The organism is Demequina sp. NBRC 110055 (genome assembly GCF_002090135.1).
GTDB lineage: Bacteria > Actinomycetota > Actinomycetes > Actinomycetales > Demequinaceae > Demequina.
The window spans coordinates 76,364-91,761 of sequence record NZ_BBRL01000005.1 but is presented as its reverse complement, the minus strand read 5'-3'; the positions used below and the strand labels follow the sequence as shown (position 1 = coordinate 91,761).

Here is a 15,398-nt window from a genome sequence, read left to right as displayed (position 1 = left end):
CGCATGCTCTTCACCATTCCCGTCGATCCCGACGCAGACGAGGCGCGCCGCTGGGCCGTCGACGAGCTGTCGAAGGCCGAGTACCGCGCCGAGCCCGCGACGTGGCTGGCACGACTCGGACAATGGCTGCGTGAGCTGTTCGAGGGCCTCGACGGCTTTGGCACGGGGCTGGGGCCCACGGGCGTGATCCTGATCGTGGCGGTCGCTGTCACTCTCGTCGCCCTCGTCGTGTGGCTCGTGGTGGGACCCCTGCGTCGCTCGCGCAGGGCCGATGCCACGGCAGCGGTTTTGGGTGACGACCGCCGCAGCGCGGAAGCGTTGGAGGCGGCGGCCGCGCACGCGGCCGCCGCACGCGACTGGGATCTCGCGGTGACCGAGATCTACCGCGCCTGCGTCAGGAGCCTCGATGATCGCGGCGTGGTGACGGTGACGGACGGGATGACGGCGGACGAGGCGGCGCGCGACATCGGTGCGGCCGTCCCCGTCGAGCGCGATCTCGTCGCGGCGGTCGCGCGCGACTTCGAGAGCGCACGATACGGCCGCGGCGGACTCAACGAGGCCGCCTGGGTGAGCGCACGCGACAGCCATGAGCGCCTGCGGCGCGCGCATCGCACCGCCGTCGCCGCCGAGGTGCGACGGTGAGCGTCGACTACGCGCGCGCCGACGTGCGCCCGTCCCTGGCCAGGCGGGCTCGCAAGCGGCCCATTGCCCTCCTCGCGGCGGCCCTGTTTGTTGCGATCGTGGTGGTGCTCGTGTGGTCGTCGAAGCCCCAGGACTACACGCCACTGTCACCGGACAATGCCGCGGGAGACGGGGCGCGGGCCGCAGCCGAGATCCTGCGCGGCCAGGGCGTCGACGTGCGCAAGGTCGCCACGCTCGGCGCAGCGCGCGTCGCCGACCCGCCGACGACCACGCTCGTCATCGCCGAGCCCCACCTGCTGCAGGAGTATCAGGTTCAGGCGTTGCTGGACTACCCGGGGGACCTGGTCACGCTTGGCGCCGACGACGCGACGCTTGCCGCCACCGCATCGGGCCTCAGCACGTCTTCTGACAGCGGCTCCACGCTCGCACTGGCCGCGTGCGACAACGACGATGCTCTCGCCGCCGAGCAGGTCGAGGCCGGACCGTGGACCGTGCTCGGCACGCCTGCCGCCGGCGTCACCACCTGTTTCCCTACCCCGAGTGGGGCCGCCACCTATGTGGACCTCGAGCGTGACGCCGGGCGTCTCACGATCCTCGTCTCCCCCGACATCGTCACGAATGAGCGCCTCGACCAGGCGGGCAATGCGGCGCTGACCCTCCGCACCCTCGGGCGCCACGAGAACGTGGTCTGGTACGTCGCGGACGGCTTGGACACGTCGGTTCCCACGTGGGAAGGCGGCGACGGCATTGCGCCGCCGGAGTCCGTGCCCGTCAGCCCCGATTTCCTCCCGCCCGGCACCCTCCCCGCCGTCTTTGCCCTCGGACTCGCCGTCATGGTGACGGCGCTGTGGCGTGCGCGACGCTTCGGACCACTCGTCCGCGAACCCCTGCCGGTGGTCGTGCGCGCCTCCGAGGCGACCCGCGGCCGCGCCCGCCTGTACCGACGCTCCCGCGCCGCCGGCCGCGCCGCAGCAGCCCTACGCGCCCACGCGGCGACGCGTATGGGGGCACGCCTGGGCGTGCCCCGCGCGGCGGGTGCAGATTCCCTGGTGGACGCCATCACCCGCGCCACGGGCCGCGACCGCGGCGCCATCACCGACCTCCTGTACGGCGCCCCGCCCACGAGCGACGCCGCCCTCATGACCCTGATCACCGAGCTCGACACGCTGGAAGGCGAGGTTCACCGACCGTGACCGACACTCCTGAGTCCACACCCGACACCACCCCGGAGCGGCCCACTGCCGAGCCCGGCCAGGCGTACGAGCCCAGCCCGGCGCCCCCGGCCGGCCAGGCGCCCCCGGCCGGCCAGGCGCCCCCGGCCGGCCCCGCCGGTGAGACGCGCGCGGACGGACAGCCGGCCACGGCATCGGCCCCCGGTGCCTCCGAGGCGCGCGAGGCACTCGGGCGACTGCGTACCGAGGTCGCGAAGGCCGTGGTGGGCCAGGATCAGGTCGTGACCGGCCTGGTCATCGCCCTGCTGTGCCGCGGCCACGTCCTCCTCGAGGGAGTGCCTGGCGTCGCGAAGACGCTGCTGGTGCGCACGCTGTCGCGCACGCTCGGCGTCGAGTCCTCACGCGTGCAGTTCACCCCCGACCTCATGCCCGGCGATGTCACCGGCTCGCTGGTGTACGACGCCCGCACGGCCGCCTTCTCGTTCCGCGAGGGCCCGGTGTTCACCAACCTCATGCTCGCCGACGAGATCAACCGCACCCCTCCGAAGACCCAGGCGTCGCTGCTCGAGGCCATGGAGGAGCGCCAGGTGACGGTCGACGGCGACTCCCGAGCCCTTCCCGACCCGTTCCTCGTCATCGCGACCCAGAACCCCATTGAGTACGAGGGCACCTATCCCCTGCCCGAGGCCCAGCTGGACCGCTTCCTGCTCAAGCTGCCGGTGCCGCTGCCGGCTCGCGAGGCCGAGATCGAGGTGGTGCGCCGCCACGCCGCCGGCTTCGACCCTCGCGACCTCGACGCCGCGGGCGTCACGACCGTCGCCTCCGTCGAGGACCTCGTGACCGCGCGTGCCGAGGTCGCCAAGGTCGACCTCTCCGCCGACGTCGCGGGCTACATCGTGGACATCTGCCGCGCGACCCGCGAGGCCGCCTCGGTCGCCGTGGGCGTCTCGCCGCGCGGCGCCGCCGCCCTCATGGCCACGTCGCGCGCGTGGGCATGGATGCGAGGCTCGACCTTCGTCACCCCCGACGATGTGAAGACGCTCGTGGAGTGGACGCTGTCGCACCGCATTCAGCTGCGTGCCGAGGCGGAGCTGGAGGCGGTCACCACCCGCTCGGTGCTCGGCTCGGTTCTCGCCTCCGTCCCGGTGCCGCGCTAACCCATGTATCTCACGGGGTGGACGGCGTTGCTGGCGGCGCTGGGCGCGGTTCCGGCGCTGTGGAGCACGGGACGCACCTTTGCGTGGGTGTGGGTGCTGGGCGTCCTCACCCTCGCCCTGATGGATGCCTGGCTCGCCCCGCGTCCGACCGATGTGGGGGTGCGCCGCGAGACTCCCCGCGCCGTGCGTCTCACGGAAAGCACGGCGGCGTCCCTCGAGATCGCCAATCTGGGCCGGCGCACGATGCGACTCGCGGTGCGCGACGCGTGGCAGCCGTCGGCCGGCGCCGACACGAGCAGGCACCGCCTGCGCCTCGCCGCCGGCGAGGCCGCCCGGCTCACCACCACCCTGACGCCCACGCGGCGCGGGGACCGCAGCGCCGACAGGGTCACCGTGCGGCTCGAGGGGCCACTGCGGCTCGCCGGACGGCAACGGTCCATCGACGCCCCCGGCGTCCTGCGCGTGCTGCCGGAATTCGCATCGCGCCGCCACCTCCCCTCACGCCTCGCCCGCCTGCGCGAGATCGACGGCCAGACCGCCGTCCAGCTCAAGGGCGCCGGCGCCGAGTTCGACTCGCTGCGCGAATACGTGATCGGCGACGACGTGCGCTCGCTCGACTGGCGGGCCTCCGCGCGTCGCGGCGAGGTCCTCGTGCGAACCTACCGGCCCGAGCGCGACCGACGCGTCTTCACGGTGCTGGACACCTCACGCCTGTCCGCGGCCCGCGTGGGAGACGCCCCCCGCCTCGATGCCGGCATCGAGGCCACGCTTCTGCTTAGTGCCCTGGCCGCGCGGGCCGGCGACCGCGTCCAGGTCACGGCCTTCGATCGCACCGAGCGTGCGCGCGCCGCTGGCACGACGGGCCCGGCGATGATGCCGGCTCTCGCCGACGCCCTCGCCACCGTCCAGCCCGCGCTCCTCGAGCCCGACTGGGCGGCGCTCGCCCGGCTGATCCAGGGCAGGCTCAGCCAACGCTCGCTCGTGGTTCTCCTGACGACCGTCGACGTGTCCTCGGTCGACTCGGGCCTGCTCGACGCCGTGCGCGCGCTGCGCCGCGAGCACGTCGTGCTGGTGGCGTCCGTCGAGGACCCGCACGAGGCCGAGATGCTTGCCGGCCGCGAGGACGTCACCGAGGTCTACTCGGCCGCGGCTGCGGCACGAGCGGCGCTCGAACGCGACGCCGTGGCGATGCGCCTCAGGCAGCTCGGAGCCGACGTGGTGACCGCAGGTCCCGACGACCTCGCACCGGCGGTCGCGGACCGCTACCTCGCACTCAAGGCCGCGGGGCGGCTGTAGCGAGCCACCTCGACGCTCCCCAGGAGTCGTTCGGTGCCCGTATTTCGCGCGCACCGGGCACTGAACGACTCCCAGGAGGCACGGGACGCGCACGGGGCGAAGCAGACAAGCCGCTACGCGCTCACCGCCACGGTGTCGACGGCGAAATCGCCCTCGACGTCGCCGGTGGCCCGCGCCCGCACCGCCGCGCGGCCGAAGGCGAACACGTAGATCCAGAACGCGGCACACGCCACGACGCCGATGGCGTCCTTGATGGCCCACGGGATAGCCGCGCCGGTGATGAAGCCCTCGATGAGCCCCGAGATCAGCAGCACCACGACGAGCCCGAGCGCGACGCCGAAGGCGGTGCGGCCCTCCTGCGCGAGCGCCTCGCCGCGTGAACGCGGGCCCGGCACGAGCATGGTCCAGAACAGCCGCAGCCCCGCTCCTGCCGCGACAAAGACCGCGGACAGTTCGAGCAGCCCGTGGGGTGCGAGCAGCTGGAAGTACACGTCGAGCAAGCCCGCCTCGGCCATCACGGCACCGGCGACGCCCAACTGGACCACGGTGTTGTACAGCAGGATCAGCGGGAAGATGCCGGTGATGCCCAGCGCGATGCACTGCGCCGCAATGAACCAGTTGTTGGACCATACCGAGGCCGCGAAAGAACTCGAGTCGTACTCGACGTAGTAGTTGGCGAACTCGTAGTTGGCGATCGCGGCGCGGGTCTCGGCGTCGCCGATGAGGTCGAGGGACTCGGGGTGCGTCACGGTCCACCAGGCCGACAGCGCCGCGAGCACCACCACGGACAGGGACACGATCACACCCCACCACCGCACCCGGTACAGCGCCGCGGCGAGGCCGTACAGCAAGAAGCGCCTGAGCGGCTGCGTGGACGCCTCATGGGCACCGGTGAGCCACACCCTGGCCCCCGCGAGCAGAATCGACAGTCGCGTCACGAGCGCGGGCTCCGGCGCCGCGGAGCGCACGGCCGAGAGGTCGCCTGCCGTGGACTGGTAGAGCCGTGTGAGCTCGTCGGCCTCGGCGCCCGTCAGGCGGCGCCGGCGCGTCAGCTCCCTCAGCCGCGACCAGCGCGACTCGCGCGCACGGGCGAAGGCGTCGACATCCACGCCGCTACGATGCCACACAACGGCGACCACGCGCGGAGGCACCATGCAGGACGACGAGATCCTCATCGGCGAGGGCGTCGCGCTCTCGACGGGCGCGGCCCCCGTGACGCTGCGCATGCTGTCGGGAGCCATCGACGCGCTCGTCTACGGCGGCACCGCCGTCGCGTCGTTCCTGGTGATCGCGAACTCCCTGGGCGCGTACCTCAACGGCGCGGCCTGGCGCGCCGTCACCATCCTCACGCTCGTCACGACCCTGGTCCTCCTCCCGGCCGCGGTCGAGACGCTCACGCGCGGGCTGTCGACGGGTCGCCTCGCGGTGGGCCTGCGCGTGGTGCGCGACGACGGCGGACCCATCGCCTTCCGCCACGCCTTTACGCGCGCCTTCGTCGGCCTCGCGGAGGTCTACCTGTCGTTTGGCATGATCGCCGTCACGACGTCGATGTTGTCGGCTCGGGGCAAGCGATTGGGCGACATGCTCGCCGGGACGTACGCGATGCGGGTGCGCGGCGGCGCGAAGGCCCTGCCCCCGCTGACCATGCCGCCGTTCCTCGAGCCGTGGGCCACGACCGCGGATATCCGCCGTCTGCCCGACGGCCTGGCCCTCACGAGCCGCATGTTCCTCGCCCGCGCGGCCGCGCTTCGCCCCGACTCGCGCGCGCGGCTCGGCACCGATCTCGGGGCGCGCGTCCTGGAGCACGTCTCTCCCACGCCGCCGCCCGGCACCCACCCGGAGTACGTCATCGCCGCGGTGCTGGTGGAGCGTGGCAGGCGCGAGTACGCGCTCGAGGTGGAGCGCCAGGCGCGCGCCGACCGCGAGGACGCGCGCGTGGGTGCGCTGCCCTACGGCGTCGCCGACGTCGACAACTGAGCCACGGCATCGGCCCGCGAGAATGGCCGATGCCGCGGCCGGCCGCCCAGGCGGCCGTCAGTAGCGGTAGTGGTCCGGCTTGAAGGGGCCGTGCTGCGGCACGCCCAAGTAATCGGCTTGCTCCTGCGAGAGTTCGGTGAGCCGCACCCCGAGCGCGTCGAGGTGGTCGCGGGCGACCTTCTCGTCGAGCACCTTGGGCAGGCGGTGCACACCCAGCGGGTACTCGTCGAGGTTCACCCACAGTTCGATCTGCGCGAGCACCTGGTTCGCGAAGGACGTGCTCATCACGAAACTGGGGTGGCCGGTCGCGTTGCCGAGGTTCAGGAGGCGACCGGCGGACAGGATGATGACGCTGTGGCCGTCCGCGAAGGTCCACTCGTCGACCTGGGGCTTGATGGGCTGGTGCTTCGCGCCCGAGCGGGCCAGGCCCGCCATGTCGATCTCGTTGTCGAAGTGGCCCACGTTGCCCACGATGGCCTTGTCCTTCATCGCGGCCATGTGCTCGACGCGGATGATGTCCTTGTTGCCCGTCGTGGTGATGAAGAAGTCGGCGCGTTCGACGACGTCCTCGATGCGGGCCACCTCGTAGCCATCCATCGCAGCCTGTAGCGCGCAGATGGGGTCGACCTCGGCGATCACGACGCGAGCGCCCTGGCCGCGTAGCGCCTCCGCGGCGCCCTTGCCCACGTCGCCGTAGCCCGCGACGAACACAAGCTTGCCGCCGATGAGGACGTCGGTGGCGCGCATCAGGCCGTCGGGAAGCGAGTGGCGGATGCCGTAGCGGTTGTCGAACTTCGACTTCGTCACCGAGTCGTTGACGTTGATCGCGGGGAACAGCAGCTCGCCGCGTGCGTGCATCTGGTCCAGGCGGTGGACGCCTGTGGTGGTCTCCTCGCTCGTGCCGAGGATGCCGGCGGCCATGCGGGTGAAGCGCGTGGGGTCGGCCGCGAGCGAGCGGCGCAGCACCTTGCGCATCGACTCGACCTCCTCGTTGTACGAGGGGTCCTCCTCGTCGAGCGGCGCGGGAACCTCGCCGGCGGCCTCGTAGCGGACGCCCTCGTGGACCAGCAGGGTGGCGTCGCCGCCGTCGTCCAAGATCATGGTGGGACCGTCGACACCGTCCCACGTGAGAATCCTGTCGGTGTACTCCCAGTACTCGTCGAGCGTCTCGCCCTTCACGGCGAACACGGGCGGTCCGGCGGGGGCCGAGTAGGTGCCGGCGCCGACCACGACGGCGGCCGCGGCGTCGTCTTGGGTCGAGTAGATGTTGCACGAGGCCCAGCGGACCTCGGCTCCGAGCGCGGTAAGGGTCTCGATCAGCACGGCGGTCTGGGTCGTCATGTGCAGCGAACCGGCGATGCGCGCGCCGGCGAGCGGGCGGGCGTCGCCGTACTGGGCGCGCAGGCTGGTGAGGCCCGGCATCTCCTGCTCGGCGAGGCGAATCTGGTGGCGGCCGGCCTCGGCGAGGGCCAGGTCGGCGACGACGTACTCGTGGGTCACGGGGAGTTCTCCTTGGTGGGCGCGGGCTCGGTCAGCGCGCGGCGCAGATCGGGTTCGATGAAAATGAGGCGGGCGGCGGGCACGGCGGCGCGGATGCGGTGTTCCGCATCGTCGATGTCGGCGGCAACGTCGGCCATGGTCGCGCCCGCGCGCACCGCCACCTTGGCGGCGACGAGCACATCGTCGGGGCCCAGGTGCATGGTGCGCAGGTGGATGACGTCGGTGAGGCCCGAGGCGTCGAAGGCCGCACGGATGCTCGCGAGGTCCTTGGGTGTGGCGGACTCCCCCATGATGAGCGAGCTGGTCTCCCGGGCGAGCACCACGGCGATGACCACGAGGAGCAGGCCGATCATCGCGGTGCCGGCGGCGTCCCAGCGACCGTCACCGGTCACGAGGGTCATGGAAACACCGAACAACGCGAAGACGAGGCCCGCGAGCGCGCCGGTGTCCTCGAGCAGCACCACGGGCAGTTCGGGAGAGCGCGAGCGGCGGATGAACTGCGGCCAGGTGAGGTCGCCCTTGGCTGGTCGCGACTCGCGCACGGCGGTCCTCAGCGACGCGCTCTCGAGTGCAATCGCCACCATCAAGACCGTGACGGGCACCCACTGCCACGACTCGATGGGTTCGGGGTGGCTCCACTTATGCCACGCCTCATACAGCGCGAACAGGCCGCCGAGCGTGAACAGCACGACGGCGACGAGGAACGCGTAGTAATACCGGGCGCGCGCATAGCCGAAAGGATGGTCGGCGGTCGCGACCTTCTTGGCGCGCTTGCCGCCCACGAGAAGGAGCACCTGGTTGCCCGAGTCGGCCACCGAGTGGATCGCCTCGGCGAGCATCGACGAGGCACCCGTCAGCGCCCAGGCGGCGAACTTCGTGACGCCGATGCCGAGGTTGGCGGCGAGCGCCGCCACGATGGCCTTGGTGCCACCCTCCGTGGACACCTCAGTCCTGCCGGATCAGCGCGAGCGCGCGGTCACGGACGGACTTCATGGTCGCCTGGTCGGCGGCCTCGACATTGAGCCGCAGCAGCGGCTCGGTGTTGGACGCGCGCACATTGAGCCACCAGCGCGGTTCGGCGTCCCAATGCGACAGGGTCATGCCATCGAGGTCGTCCTCCACGGCGCCCTCGGCCGCGAAAGCCTCGCGCACGCGCGCACGGGCGGCGTCGGCGTCCTCGACGGTCGAATTGATCTCGCCCGAGGCGATGTACGGGTCGCACGGCGCCAACATCTCGCTGAGCGGCCCCTCTTGCTGGCCCAGCGCGGCCATCAAATGCATGGCGGCGAGCATGCCGGTGTCCGCGTAGAAGAAGTCGCGGAAGTAGAAGTGTGCCGAGTGCTCGCCCCCGAAGACGGCGTTGAGCTCCGCCATCATCGCCTTGATGTTGGAGTGGCCCACCTTGGAGCGCACGGGCGTCGCGCCGGCAGCGGCGAGCTGCTCGGGCACCGCGCGCGAGGAGATGAGGTTGTGAATCACGGTGGGCTCGCCGCCGTGGGCGCGTTCGCGTGCCGCCTCGCGCAGGCCGACGAGCGCCGTGATGGCCGATGCCGGCACTACCTGTCCCAACTCGTCCACCACGAAGCAGCGGTCGGCGTCGCCGTCGAAGGCCAGGCCGAGGTCGGCGCCATGCTCGAGGACGGCTGCCTGGAGGTCCACCAGGTTCGCGGGGTCGAGGGGGTTGGCCTCGTGGTTCGGGAACGTGCCGTCGAGCTCGAAGTACAGCGGGATGATCTCGAGGGGAAGCTCCGCGAGGTCGGCCGCGGTGCCGAGCACCGCGGGCACCGTGAGGCCCGCCATCGCGTTGGCGGCATCGACGACGACCTTGAGGGGGCGGATGCCGCGCAGGTCGACAAGCTCACGCAAGAAGGCGCCGTAGTCGCCCAGCATCTCCTTGTCGGTGCGCGTGCCGGGGTGCTCGGCCGCGGGAATCCCGTCGACGAGGTAGCGCGCGGTGAGTTCACGCACGGCCCCCAGACCCGTCGTCTCACCGACCGCCCGGGCCAGCGGGCGGCACATCTTCATGCCGTTGTACTGCGCGGGGTTGTGCGAGGCGGTGATCATGATGCCGGGCAGCTCGAGGACGCCGGAGGCGTGGTAGAGCCCGTCGGTCGAACACAGGCCGATCTCGGTGACGTCGAGGCCGCGGTCACGCAATCCATCTCCCACGGCGGCGGCGAACAGCGGCCCGGAGTCACGCATGTCGTGCCCGATGACCACGCGGTTGCCGCCCTCGGGCAGCACCACCGCGTCGGCGAACGCGGCGCCGATCGCGCGCGCGACGTCCTCGGTGAGGTCCTCGCCGACGATGCCGCGCACGTCGTAGGACTTGATCAGGCCGCTAAGGTCAGGTGTCTCGCTCACGCGAGACAGGCTAGTGCCTAGGCGTCGGACGCGACCACGCGAAGGTGCCCGCGACGCGGCTCGGAGGCCGTCGGAGCGGCTACCGGAACGGAGCGCGTCACCGGTGTGGACGCGGGTCGGCCCGCCTCGCGCACGGCGCGCGCGAGCGCGTCGAGGTCGTCGGGCGAGGGGCCCGCATCGGTGAACTCCTGGTGGATGTGGACCACGTCCCAGCCGCGCGGCGCCGTGAAGCGGTCGGCGTGGTGAGCGCACAGGTCGTAGCTGTGTGGCTCTGCCTGCGCCGAGAGTTGGCCCACGACCACGGTCGAGTCGTCATACACATAGGTCAGGGTCGCGGCCGCGGCACGGTCGCAGGTGGTGCGGGTGCATTGACGAGTGGACTTCACACTCGGGACGCTACTCGCGTCGCGGGCGCGCACGTCCCTGCCACGCCGTGGGTGGGGGTAGCCTCGGCGCCATGGGCCGTCGCGATCGTCATGACAGGGGCCTCAGGGCACCCTTGTTGCCCTACGACGTGCCGGCGTGGACCACGCGTGCCGAGCAGTTCGATGATCTGGTGCGTGACGCGGTCGAACGCCTAGAGGGCAGGTGGGCGCAGCACTGGGGTCGTGTGGAGTTCGGCACGGAGGATGTGCCCGCGTCCGAGCCCACGCCGTGGGAGACCGGGGTGCCGTTGGGCCGCCTCTTCCCCGCCGATCTCGGCCAGCCCGCCCGCATCGTGCTGTACCGCCGCCCCGTTGAACTGCGCGCCGACGGCGCGGAGCGCGCTGCACTGGTGCGTGACCTCATCGCCGAGCACGTCAGCCACCTGCTGGGACGCTCGCCCGAGGACATCGATCCCGACTACGGGCTTCCCACGTAGCCGCCGGGCACGATGCTCACCAACCGGTCGGGCACGGTCGTGGCCACGGGCGACAGCGTCGTGATGAAGCCGGCGTCGGGGTCCGCGACCGCGAGCGCCCAGGCGACACGGTCGGTCGCGAGGAGCACGGTGCCGGGCTCGACGTCGAGGCCGAACCGTTGGACCGTCTCGGCCGCGACGGGCTCGTCGAGCACCACCTCGCCCCCCAAGTCCGTGAGCGTCAAACGGCCAGCGGTGCCGGCGGCGACCACCGCGGCGACGTCGCCGTCGGGAACCACCACGGCGCGCTCCTCGTCGGTGACGACCTGCGCCTCGGTCCAGGCGATGTCCAGAGCGTTGTCGACCCCCGTGTCCGGCGCGGCCTGCCGTGCCACGCTGACGCGCGCGGCCGCGGCCACCGGGGCATCGGCCTCGATACTCACCGCCTGCACGTCGCCGTCGGGAAGCACCAGATCCGTCACGGTGCCGGGCTCGAGGTCCACGCCCTCCTCGCCGAGCCATGTGCGCACGCCGTCGCCGCCCCACAGCGCGAGCGACACGTGGGCGCCGTCCGGCGCAATGAGCCGCACCGCCGCCGGAGATGAGGCGCTGACGGGCCCGGCGACGGGAACGATGAGGCTCTCGCCTGCCTGCGTGGGCGCCGCCCACTCGGTGCCGGCCGCCACGAAACCATCGAGCCGAGAGTCTTGCAAGGCGGCCGCGACACCGACACCGCCGGCGACGACCCGCACCGCAAGTCCCGGCACCTCCGCCTCCACCCCCTCCAGAAGGATCGACTCCTGGCCGTGGGGCGCGACGGACACCACGATCGGCTCTGCCACCTCGCCCACCGGGCCATACAGCGTCACGTGCGCGCGCGTGACGGTGTCCGCCGTGTTCGTCAGCACGAGGCGCGCACTTGCACCCAGCGCCGTCGAGCCAGCGACCAGCCACTGATCCTGCAGGGGCGGCATACACGTGGTTCCGGCCAGTGACGCAATGTCCCCGCCGCCCACGCGCTCCACCTGGGCTCCCCACGCGCCGTCGATGGCCGTCCCCTCGGCGGCGTTGTCTCCGTCTGGGGAAACCCAGAAGTCGCGGTCGGATGAACCCGCGTCGAGATCGGCGTCCCCGGTATCAATGTCGCCCACGGGCACCTCGAGAGGTCCGGGGCATGCCAAGGGAAGCGGCGTTGGGCTCACGGCCACGTCCTGGACCTCGGCGGGCGCCGGCGTGGCAGGGTCAGGAAGCGTGACCGCAAACAGCACGGCGACGCTCGCCATGGCGGTCACCGCAGGCACGAGCCTCGTCAGCCTCATGCGCGCGTCTCCTTAAAGCCTCGCGCGCGCAACGGGATCGCTCCGAGGAGCGCCCAGACGATGGCGCCCGCCCCGAGCCACCACCACACGCGGTGGGCCGTGTCGTCGTAGTCAAAGTGAAGGTGGCCGGCCCCCGGCACGGCGAACGCGACGCGCCCGACGGGGTCCTCGATTCGCTCGAGGGCGACACCATCGAGGGTGGCCGTCCACGCCTCGTCCTGAGCGACCGCGATGACCGCGGTGCCGGCGCCGTCCACGTCGACGGCGCCTCCCGAGCGGCCCATAGTCGCCGGGGTGACCCCACCGTCCGTCTCAACCCACGCACGTGAGACCGCCACGGCATCGGCCCGTTGAAGACGCCACGAGGTGCCGCGATCGGACGAACCCAGCAGCGTGAGGTCGGGCGACTGCGCGAGCGAATCCTCGAGCGCATCGGCCCCCGGGGAGGCGACCACGACGCCAATGCCCCAGTCCACGAGTGAGTCGCCCGCACCTGCCTCGCCGCCGAGCATCCGCGCGATCGCGTCGTCGAGCGTGGCCACGCCGTTGACGGTGGCGCCCGTGGAGCGCGCCGCGGCGCGGCCATCGGCCAGCAGTTCACCCGCGGACGAGATGACCTCTGAGCCGTCGGTCGCGAGGACGGCCGCGGTCACGACGCCGTCGTCGTCGCCGAGGACGAGCACGCGCTGGCGCGTGGGTTGATGCTGTTCGAGCGCCGCGACCAGAGGAATCACGTCGCGCGGGATCGCGGACACCGTCGTGGGTTCCTCGCGTCCCGGCCACACGAGCGTGGCGACATGACCCATCACTGCCACCGCGACCATAGCGGTCACGGTCACGGCGCCGCCGCGCACCAGTACCCTCACGGCGCCCGTGCCGACTCGCCATGCGCCATCGAGCCCGGCGCCCGTCACCAGCATCACACCGATGGCCAGCACGGACAGCCCCGGGCCGGCCCAGCCGTTCGCGCTTGCGGTGCCGGCGCCCGAGTCGGGCGATACGGCGGTCGCCGCCTGCGCGGCGGCGACCATCATCCCCGCGGCCATGGCGACCACGCCCGCGGTGGTGACTCTCCATCGCCGTCCGCCCAGCAGCGCTGCGGCCGCAGCGACCAGGACCACCGGGACCACACTCGCGGAAACTGCGGCGAGCACCTCAGGCACGCCGGGCGCCGTCCCCCACGGGTTCATGAGGATGTCCAGCACCGACGAGCCCGACGCGAGCGACGGACCCGGCTCGCGCGCGATCACAGACCAGGCGTCCGGCGTCGCAATGCCCTGCGACACGGCCGCCACCCATCCTGGAAGGGCCACCGCGAGCGTCGGGATCGCGAGGGCGAGCAGGCCCGCACGCCGGCCCGGGGTGATGAGGGCGAGCACGAGCAGGCCTGCGAGCGCGGGCAGCGCGAGCAGCGGCGAGGCGATGGTGCATAGTGCGAGCGCGACGGCGCCCGCCATGCCGGCGCTCGGCGACGGCTGGGGCCGCACCGGGAAGTGTTCGCCCGCCCCGACGCGCTCGCCGCGATGCCACCCCGCCGCGCGGATGATGCCGAGCACGGCCAGCGGAAGCAGGGCATGAACCATCACCGCGGTGATGCGGCCCTGCTCGACGCTGACGATGAACGACGGCATGACGGCGTACGCGACGGCCGCGCTCGCGCGGAACACCACGGAGCGGCTGATCGCACCGGAGGCGGCCCATGCTGCGAGGCCCGCCCACAGGGGTGCCAGCCCCAGCAGCAGGCCGACCCCGGCCGCGAGGCCGCCCGGCACCACGGACAGCGGCAAAAGTAGCGGGGCCAGGCCACCGTCGACGGCGGGCGCCCCCAGACCCTGCTCAGTCCACCCGCCCAGGCCGCGGTCCCACACGTCGCCTACGGACATGTCCGTGACGCCCAGCACGTCGCCTGCCAGCATTTGCCCACGCAGGATCCCCAGGATCCAGTCGCCGTGGAGCGTCGCGGACACCGCGGCGAGCGCGACCCCCGTGATCGCGAAGGCGCGCCAGGTGCGTCGGCGCGAATGGTCGAGCTCGGCCCGCACGACGTCGGTGGGGGCCGACGCGGCACGCCACGTTTCGTACTCCCCCCATTCCCGTACGCGCATGTCATGGCGAACCTGGGCGCCGGTAGCGAGGAGTCGACGCTCGGCGGCACGACTGCCCCGACCTCTCCCCGCGCTCGACGTCACACGTCGGCGCGAGCGCCATAGCCGCGGCAGCATGCCCGTGAGGCGTGCCGGCACGGCGAGTTCCGCCGCGAGCATCCGCGCGTCGTTGCGCACCACGCGCGTGACAGCACGCCACCCTGAGGAGAGGAACGCGGCGACAAGCACCAGTGGCGTCATCCACCACGGCGAGTAGGCAAGAGCGTGGAACCATTCCGCGGCGCGGCGTGCGGAGTAGGTGTCGCGGCGGCTTCCCTGGTCCTCGCCGCGGCGCGCATACAGCCGTTCCTGGGCGTGGCGGATGCGGGCGCGCGGGACCGCCACCACGTCGCCGCCCGAGCGCCACACGCGCCGGCAGAAGTCGAGGCTGTCGCCCCAACCGGCGTACGCGGGGTCGAGTCCCTCGAGACGGTGCCACGTGTCGCGACGTACGAGCGCTCCCGCGAGTGACACGGCGAGCACATCATCACGCGCGTCGTATTGACCCTGATTGACGTCGTTTTCATCGACGAGCGTGACCCGCCGCGCCCCGACGCGGGTCGTGGTGGTGCCGAGGCTCACGAGACGCGCGGGATCGTCCCACTGCACCTGTGCGGCACCCACCACCTCGGCGCGGTGGCGCTTGCGGGCCGTGGCCGTCAGGTGCGCCAGCGCTCCCGGCAGGGGCGCGGAGTCGTCGTGGAGCAGCCACAGCATCTCGCCGGCGCGGCCCGGAGCGAGAGCCAACGCGTCGTCGATGGCGCGGCCCACATGGGACGCGTCGCTGCGCACCACCGAGATAGGTGGCGTCGAGGGCAGCAGGGGTTCCTGGGCGTCGCCGCACAGGACGAGATCGATGTGATCGGGAAGGGGATCCTGTGCCGTCACGGCATCGAGGACCGCGGCGAGGCGCGACGACTTGCCGTCGCTGACCACCACCGCGCGCACCGTCAGGCGCGCCGAACTCATACCCTTCCCACGCGGGC

Annotated in this window: 13 protein-coding genes; 6 read left to right on the top strand and 7 right to left on the bottom strand. The window is 72.2% G+C overall.

Annotated elements, in window-relative coordinates:
- Window positions 1–3: 3 nt before the first annotated feature.
- Genes B7K24_RS06310 through B7K24_RS06295 form a run of 4 tightly spaced genes read left to right on the top strand, consistent with a single transcriptional unit; the run spans window position 4 to window position 4,267 of the window.
- Window positions 4–642 carry a DUF4129 domain-containing protein gene (locus B7K24_RS06310; RefSeq protein WP_084129342.1) on the top strand — a complete coding sequence of 213 codons (639 nt, stop codon included), beginning with the start codon at window positions 4–6 and terminating at the stop codon, window positions 640–642.
- A complete protein-coding gene (locus B7K24_RS06305) occupies window positions 639–1,835 on the top strand; it encodes a DUF4350 domain-containing protein (RefSeq protein WP_084129341.1) in 1,197 nt (398 codons plus the stop codon). The genes B7K24_RS06310 and B7K24_RS06305 overlap by 4 nt, the downstream gene beginning before the upstream one ends.
- Window positions 1,832–2,971, top strand: a complete 1,140-nt coding sequence (locus tag B7K24_RS06300) for a MoxR family ATPase (RefSeq protein ID WP_084129340.1) — start codon at window positions 1,832–1,834, stop codon at window positions 2,969–2,971. The genes B7K24_RS06305 and B7K24_RS06300 overlap by 4 nt, the downstream gene beginning before the upstream one ends.
- A gap of 3 nt (window positions 2,972–2,974) precedes the next feature.
- A complete protein-coding gene (locus B7K24_RS06295; RefSeq protein ID WP_084129339.1) occupies window positions 2,975–4,267 on the top strand; it encodes a DUF58 domain-containing protein in 1,293 nt (430 codons plus the stop codon).
- A gap of 113 nt (window positions 4,268–4,380) precedes the next feature.
- Here B7K24_RS06295 and B7K24_RS06290 read toward each other — a convergent pair whose 3' ends face one another.
- Complete coding sequence (locus tag B7K24_RS06290; RefSeq protein WP_084129499.1) at window positions 4,381–5,376, bottom strand: stage II sporulation protein M; 996 nt, start codon at window positions 5,374–5,376, stop codon at window positions 4,381–4,383.
- A gap of 43 nt (window positions 5,377–5,419) precedes the next feature.
- On the opposite strand from B7K24_RS06290, the gene B7K24_RS06285 reads away from it, so the two are divergent.
- The gene (locus B7K24_RS06285) at window positions 5,420–6,244 is read left to right on the top strand and encodes an RDD family protein (protein ID WP_084129338.1); all 825 of its coding nucleotides are present in this window, start codon (window positions 5,420–5,422) and stop codon (window positions 6,242–6,244) included.
- A gap of 57 nt (window positions 6,245–6,301) precedes the next feature.
- On the opposite strand, the gene ahcY is transcribed toward B7K24_RS06285, so the two are convergent.
- Genes ahcY through B7K24_RS06265 form a run of 4 tightly spaced genes read right to left on the bottom strand, consistent with a single transcriptional unit; the run spans window position 6,302 to window position 10,494 of the window.
- The gene (gene ahcY, locus B7K24_RS06280; RefSeq protein WP_084129337.1) at window positions 6,302–7,744 is read right to left on the bottom strand and encodes an adenosylhomocysteinase; all 1,443 of its coding nucleotides are present in this window, start codon (window positions 7,742–7,744) and stop codon (window positions 6,302–6,304) included.
- Window positions 7,741–8,688 carry a cation diffusion facilitator family transporter gene (locus tag B7K24_RS06275; RefSeq protein WP_084129336.1) on the bottom strand — a complete coding sequence of 316 codons (948 nt, stop codon included), beginning with the start codon at window positions 8,686–8,688 and terminating at the stop codon, window positions 7,741–7,743. Before B7K24_RS06275 ends, ahcY begins: the two co-directional genes overlap by 4 nt.
- A 1-nt stretch (window position 8,689) precedes the next feature.
- Window positions 8,690–10,108, bottom strand: a complete 1,419-nt coding sequence (locus B7K24_RS06270) for a phosphomannomutase/phosphoglucomutase (RefSeq protein ID WP_084129335.1) — start codon at window positions 10,106–10,108, stop codon at window positions 8,690–8,692.
- A gap of 17 nt (window positions 10,109–10,125) precedes the next feature.
- Window positions 10,126–10,494, bottom strand: a complete 369-nt coding sequence (locus B7K24_RS06265; protein ID WP_084129334.1) for a DUF3499 domain-containing protein — start codon at window positions 10,492–10,494, stop codon at window positions 10,126–10,128.
- Between the two features lie 71 nt (window positions 10,495–10,565).
- On the opposite strand from B7K24_RS06265, the gene B7K24_RS06260 reads away from it, so the two are divergent.
- Window positions 10,566–10,970 carry a metallopeptidase family protein gene (locus B7K24_RS06260; protein WP_084129333.1) on the top strand — a complete coding sequence of 135 codons (405 nt, stop codon included), beginning with the start codon at window positions 10,566–10,568 and terminating at the stop codon, window positions 10,968–10,970.
- Here the strand turns inward: B7K24_RS06260 and B7K24_RS06255 are convergent.
- Both B7K24_RS06255 and B7K24_RS06250 read right to left on the bottom strand, forming a co-directional pair.
- The gene (locus B7K24_RS06255) at window positions 10,952–12,268 is read right to left on the bottom strand and encodes a DUF5719 family protein (RefSeq protein WP_084129332.1); all 1,317 of its coding nucleotides are present in this window, start codon (window positions 12,266–12,268) and stop codon (window positions 10,952–10,954) included. The genes B7K24_RS06260 and B7K24_RS06255 overlap by 19 nt on opposite strands.
- Entirely contained in the window at window positions 12,265–15,381 is a 3,117-nt protein-coding gene (locus B7K24_RS06250) for a glycosyltransferase family 2 protein (protein ID WP_084129331.1), read from the bottom strand. The genes B7K24_RS06255 and B7K24_RS06250 overlap by 4 nt, the downstream gene beginning before the upstream one ends.
- Between the last annotated feature and the right edge of the window lie 17 nt (window positions 15,382–15,398).

Excerpts from the sequence above, each read along its gene's own strand:
- B7K24_RS06285 (WP_084129338.1), top strand. The coding sequence starts at position 5,420 with ATGCAGGACGACGAGATCCTCATCGGCGAGGGCGTCGCGCTCTCGACG.
- B7K24_RS06260 (WP_084129333.1), top strand. The coding sequence starts at position 10,566 with ATGGGCCGTCGCGATCGTCATGACAGGGGCCTCAGGGCACCCTTGTTG.
- B7K24_RS06255 (WP_084129332.1), bottom strand. The coding sequence starts at position 12,268 with ATGAGGCTGACGAGGCTCGTGCCTGCGGTGACCGCCATGGCGAGCGTC.
- B7K24_RS06295 (WP_084129339.1), top strand. The coding sequence starts at position 2,975 with ATGTATCTCACGGGGTGGACGGCGTTGCTGGCGGCGCTGGGCGCGGTT.
- B7K24_RS06310 (WP_084129342.1), top strand. The coding sequence starts at position 4 with ATGCTCTTCACCATTCCCGTCGATCCCGACGCAGACGAGGCGCGCCGC.
- B7K24_RS06250 (WP_084129331.1), bottom strand. The coding sequence starts at position 15,381 with ATGAGTTCGGCGCGCCTGACGGTGCGCGCGGTGGTGGTCAGCGACGGC.